Below are 4,859 nucleotides of genomic sequence, written 5' to 3'. Positions count from 1 at the left end.
CTGGTATGGCGAGAACGTCGTCGGCGGCCCCGGCGCCTTCGTGCTCCCGGCGCAGGGATTTGAGGATTTCGGGCGGGCCTTCCGGCAAAAATTCATCACCGAGATCAGCGCATGGCCCGCCGCTCCGGGCCGCCCGCCCTCGCGCCTTGCCGCGCATGAACAGCCCTGATCGGCCCTCGCCAGTGAGTTTCCGGACAGACGGCGGGCTCTGTTTGCAACAGGCTGCCGGCGGGTGTAGGCTCCCGGCGCCTACTCTTGAGAAGGCTGGCGACGATCTGGAGAAACCGATCATGCGCAAGTGGAAAAAACCCGCAATCATCGAAGTGACAGTCGGCTGCGAAGTGACGTCTTACGCTCCGGCACAGTTCTGAAGCGTCCGTTCTGAGTAACAGGCCGTCGACCCGGGAGCGGTTGCGGGCGCTGGCGCCCGGTTCCGCCGTCGGGGATGGCTGCCACGATGGGATTGTTGGTGTCCGTTCACGTGTCAGGCGGGAAGCCGTCGGGTGCGGTCGCAAGCGGCGTCTATTTGTGAGCATCGCGGATGGCGGGCTCATAGCCGCGCGTGCTGTGCCCTGCGCTTGCTGTCACACGATGGGCGGTCCGGCGCGCGCTCGACAGTGGAGGCGACGGGTTGAGGTGCCCCCCAGCCGTGGCGGCGTGGTCGCGGCAGGTCTGGCGTCGATCCCGCCATCGAGCCCCTGGCACCGATACGCTTGACGAACCTGAACGAGGCGCTGGCCCATGACTGCTGGCATTACGACCGCTGACGTCGCGAGCATCGTCCCGGTACTGCCCCGTGGCGTGCGCCTGCGCTTTGATGATAGCCGCCGGCAATGGTTCCTTCTCGGTCCCGAGCGCGTGTTCGAGCCCGATGAGATGGCGCTCGAGATCCTGCAGCGCATCGATGGGGTGAGTTGCGTCGAAACCATCGTCCAGGATCTGGCGACGACCTTCGACGCGGACCGGGACGAGATCGCCGCCGACGTCATGACGTTCCTGCGCGGCCTTGCCGATCAAAGGATGGTCGACCTGTGAGCGATGTCGAGACGCTTCCACAGACCCAGCCTGCTCGGCCCGAATTGCAGCCGCCGATGGGTTTGCTGGCGGAGTTGACGCATCGCTGTTCCCTGCGTTGCCCCTATTGCTCCAACCCGCTCGAGCTCGACAGGCGCTCGGGCGAACTCGCGACCTCCGAGTGGAAGCGGCTGATCGATGAGGCTGCCGCGCTCGGCGTGCTGCATATCTATTTCTCGGGCGGCGAGCCGATGCTGCGGCGCGACATCGCCGAACTGGTCGCATATGCGCATCAAGCCGGGCTCTATACCAACATGATCACCTCCGGCGTCGGCTTTCAGCCGGCCGTGCTGGACGCGGTCACTGAGGCGGGCCTCGACCATATCCAGCTTTCCATTCAGGCGATCGATGCCGAAACCTGCGATCGCGTTGCCGGTTACACGGGCGCGTGGCAGCGCAAGCATGAAGTCGCTGCCGCCATCGCCCGGCTCGGATTGCGGCTCACCGTCAATGCCGTCGTGCATCGGGACAACGTGCAGCAGATTCCGGCCTTCGTAGAGCTTGCGGAAGAATGGGGTGCTGCGCGCATCGAGATCGCGCATGTGCAGTATTACGGCTGGGGCCTGGTCAACCGCGCCAGGTTGATGCCGACGCGCAAGCAGGTCGAAGCTGCGATGGTGGATGTCGAGGAGGCAAGAAGCCGCACGGCCGGGCGCCTCGTCATCGATTGCGTGCTGCCCKATTACTATGCCCGCTACCCGAAAGCCTGCATGGGCGGCTGGGGCACGCGGTTGATGAACATCACGCCGACAGGGCGCGCCCTGCCCTGTCATGCGGCCGAGACGATAGCGGGGCTGGTCTTCGACAATGTCCGCGACGCCAGCCTGTCGGAGATCTGGTATCGCGGCAGGGCGTTCAATGCCTTCCGCGGCACGGACTGGATGCAGGAGCCCTGCCGCAGCTGTGCGCGCAAGGAGCTGGATTTCGGTGGCTGCCGTTGCCAGGCCATGGCGCTGGCCGGCGACGCGGCCGCGACCGACCCTGCCTGCTCATTGTCGCCGCTGCATCGCGAGGTCGTTGCGCTGGCGGAAGCCGAAGCCGCCTCCGAGCGCAGCGATTTCATCTACCGGACCTATCAGGGCGTTTGACGCAACCGTCTCCAGGCGCCCCTCGCGTCAAATGTCCTTCTCATCCGCGCCGGCGCAGCGCCAGCGGACGACGCGCCAGTCGGGATGTTCGCCATTCCATTGCGCGACATAGGGCGCCGCGCTCTTCGCGCACTGGTTCGGCGAGACAGTGATCGCCAGCGGAATCCGCTCATTCCGGCAAATCGAGGGGTCCGTGACGAGGCAAACCGAAATGACGATCGCAAGCATCGACTGCTCCCCCACTTTTGCGTGGCCCAGCCCGTCCGACGACGAGGCAGACCGCGCGCCAGCCGCCATCGGAGAGGCTCATCCTACAGGTCTTTGACGGGAAATGCGAAGACCAACGGGCAGCGCATAGGGGAGGCTGCCGCGCTGGAGCATCTGCCTGAACCGCCAAGAGCGGATCATGCTTGTGATCAGCCTCGGGGACCGCTCGCAAGGCTGCCCCGTTCGACTGGCGGGGCGTGGCCGAAGCCCGCAGGATCACCGGCCTGCCTTTGGATGGCCGAAGGCGGCATGCCGTAGCGCTTCTTGAACAGATGGGTGAAATGCGAGGAGCTGCTGAAGCCCCAGGAAAAGGCGATATCGGTCAGGGTCTTGCCCGTTCGCGAACCGAACTCGAGCTCTTCCAGGCATTTCTCCAGACGCTCTTGCCAGATGTAGCTGGTGATCGTCGTGCCTTCATCGGCAAAGGACATGTGGAGATAGCGCTTCGTGCAATCCAAGGCCGACGAGAGCTGCTCGATGCCCAGGTCCGGATCGCTCAGGTTCTCGCGAATGAAGGCCTTGATCCGGGATGAAAGAGCCGCGCGCCCCGAGGTCCTGAAGGACGTTTGCGAAAGGAAGGGCATCAGCACGAGATCGAGCAAGGTGTCGGCGACCTGGACTTCGCAGCCCGCCGCCAGTGCCGGGGCCTCGTTAAAGGCGGACAGGACGAAATCATGGGCCAGGCGGCCCGCGCCTTCGCGAGCCGAAACCTGTTGCGCCAGGAGCGGATCGAGCGACACGCCACGTTGCTCCAGCAATTGCCGGGGTATGATGACGACATGATGCTTCGTCAGGGCCGCGCTCGTGATCACATGGGGCCTGGACACGTCGTAGATCAGACAGTCGCCGGGCGTGATGACGCAATGGCGGCCATCCTGCTCGAACAGCGAGGTGCCATCGGTCTGAAACAGCACCTTTATCGGGCGACCGCCCAGCTCAGTGCATGAAGCGGGGTGCGCGATCCGGTGTTGGCTGACCTCGATCTGGCAGAGCCGCAGCCGCCGGATCGTCGCATAATCGATATGCCCGTCGATCGTGCCGGCCCCGAAGGCATCGACGCGAAGCGGCCCGCATAGCGTGCCCAGCGCCTGAGCCCAGTACTCGGACCGCAGCGGAGCCGCTGTCGTGGCGGTGCTCAAGGATATGATCGCGTGGGTCATTGTCGCGCATTCCGCTTCGACCGTGCCACTCTACATCGCCGCCCCCTCACAAGGAATGGCCTTCGGCGCGTCCGGCCGGGGCGTGTCTTCGCGGGCAGACAAGGGATGCTTCCCTTTAGGGCAAGCGTCGCGAAGAGAAAAATACCACATTGCACGCCGGACATGCGCCATCAGACGCATGTAGACGAGCACCGGATTTCCATGCGCGGGATCGAGGTGGTTCCAGACGCGTGATCATACCGRCGACAGGGAGGACGAAATCATGACCCAGACCGTTGCCATCCATCCCTCGATCGATCGCGGCCTCCCGCCGGCTTCCGCCGATTTCAAGGGCGGAACGCTCGTCTGCAAATGCACGGACCGCCCGGTAAAGGTCCGCGTCGACTCGCAATCGGCCCATAATCACGCCTGCGGCTGCACGAAATGCTGGAAGCCCAAGGGCGCGTTGTTTGCGATGGTCGCGGTGGCGCCGCGCAACAAGGTGACCGTGATCGAGAATGGCGACAAGCTCGCGATCGTCGATGAGTCCGCCACGATCCAGCGCCACGCCTGCAAGGGCTGCGGCGTCCATATGTACGGGCGCATCGAGAAGGCTGCCCATCCGTTCTACGGGCTTGATTTCGTTCATACCGAATTGTCGCCGGAAACCGGCTGGTCGCCCCCGGAATTTGCCGCCTTCGTTTCCTCGATCATCGAGTCGGGGGCCGATCCGGCCAATCAGGGCGCGGTACGCGCACGCCTGCGCGAAATTCGCCTCGAGCCCTATGATTGCCTCTCCCCGCCCCTGATGGATTTCATCTCCACCCATATCGCAAAGGCGTCGGGGGTTCTGAAATCCTGATCGGGATTGCTTGGGAGGGCCCGGGTCATGAAGACACGCGCAGCCGTCGCCTGGGAGGCGCGGAAGCCGCTGACCATCGAAACGGTCGAGATCGGCGGACCGAAGGCGGGCGAGGTCCTGGTCGAGGTGATGGCGACCGGCATCTGCCACACCGACGCCTACACGCTGTCGGGCATGGATTCGGAGGGCAAGTTCCCGGCGATCCTCGGCCATGAGGGCGCCGGCATCGTCCGCGAGGTCGGCGCCGGCGTGACCACGCTCAAGGTCGGCGACCACGTCATTCCGCTCTACACGCCGGAATGTCGGAATTGCAAAAGCTGCCTGTCACGCCGCACCAATCTCTGCACCGCGATCCGCGCGACGCAAGGCCAGGGCGTGATGCCGGACGGCACCTCGCGCTTCTCCTGCAACGGCGGCGAGGTCTTCCAC

The 4,859-nt window shown here is 64.7% G+C and carries 8 protein-coding genes; 6 read left to right on the top strand and 2 right to left on the bottom strand.

The window, feature by feature from the left end:
- The 4 genes from AC1DRP_RS34985 to pqqE form a co-directional block, all read left to right on the top strand.
- On the top strand, window positions 1-169 hold a 169-nt coding region (locus AC1DRP_RS34985; RefSeq protein WP_476770940.1), incomplete at its 5' end, for a DUF1194 domain-containing protein.
- Window positions 156-371, top strand: coding sequence for a pyrroloquinoline quinone precursor peptide PqqA (gene pqqA / locus AC1DRP_RS34980; protein WP_441508410.1), 216 nt, complete (start codon window positions 156-158; stop codon window positions 369-371). The genes AC1DRP_RS34985 and pqqA, both read left to right, overlap by 14 nt.
- 370 nt (window positions 372-741) lie before the next feature.
- Window positions 742-1,035, top strand: a complete 294-nt coding sequence (gene pqqD / locus AC1DRP_RS34975) for a pyrroloquinoline quinone biosynthesis peptide chaperone PqqD (RefSeq protein WP_441493150.1) — start codon at window positions 742-744, stop codon at window positions 1,033-1,035.
- Between the two features lie 56 nt (window positions 1,036-1,091).
- On the top strand, window positions 1,092-2,162 hold the full coding sequence (gene pqqE, locus AC1DRP_RS34970) for a pyrroloquinoline quinone biosynthesis protein PqqE (RefSeq protein ID WP_476770939.1): 1,071 nt from the start codon (window positions 1,092-1,094) through the stop codon (window positions 2,160-2,162).
- A 27-nt stretch (window positions 2,163-2,189) separates the two neighbouring features.
- On the opposite strand, the gene AC1DRP_RS34965 is transcribed toward pqqE, so the two are convergent.
- Window positions 2,190-2,390 (bottom strand): hypothetical protein, encoded by a 201-nt coding sequence (locus tag AC1DRP_RS34965; protein ID WP_441493151.1) that lies wholly within the window; start codon window positions 2,388-2,390, stop codon window positions 2,190-2,192.
- A gap of 188 nt (window positions 2,391-2,578) precedes the next feature.
- Window positions 2,579-3,589, bottom strand: a complete 1,011-nt coding sequence (locus tag AC1DRP_RS34960) for an AraC-like ligand-binding domain-containing protein (protein WP_476770938.1) — start codon at window positions 3,587-3,589, stop codon at window positions 2,579-2,581.
- A gap of 262 nt (window positions 3,590-3,851) precedes the next feature.
- On the opposite strand from AC1DRP_RS34960, the gene gfa reads away from it, so the two are divergent.
- Together gfa and AC1DRP_RS34950 are read left to right on the top strand one after the other, a co-directional pair.
- A complete protein-coding gene (gfa, locus tag AC1DRP_RS34955; protein ID WP_441493153.1) occupies window positions 3,852-4,430 on the top strand; it encodes an S-(hydroxymethyl)glutathione synthase in 579 nt (192 codons plus the stop codon).
- A 27-nt stretch (window positions 4,431-4,457) separates the two neighbouring features.
- Window positions 4,458-4,859: alcohol dehydrogenase catalytic domain-containing protein (locus AC1DRP_RS34950; RefSeq protein WP_476770937.1), on the top strand; the 402-nt coding region annotated here is incomplete at its 3' end.

Source organism: Allobosea sp. 01N443, assembly GCF_056399325.1.
Note: the sequence above shows the minus strand (reverse complement) of the source record. Positions and strands in the feature narration are given on the sequence as shown.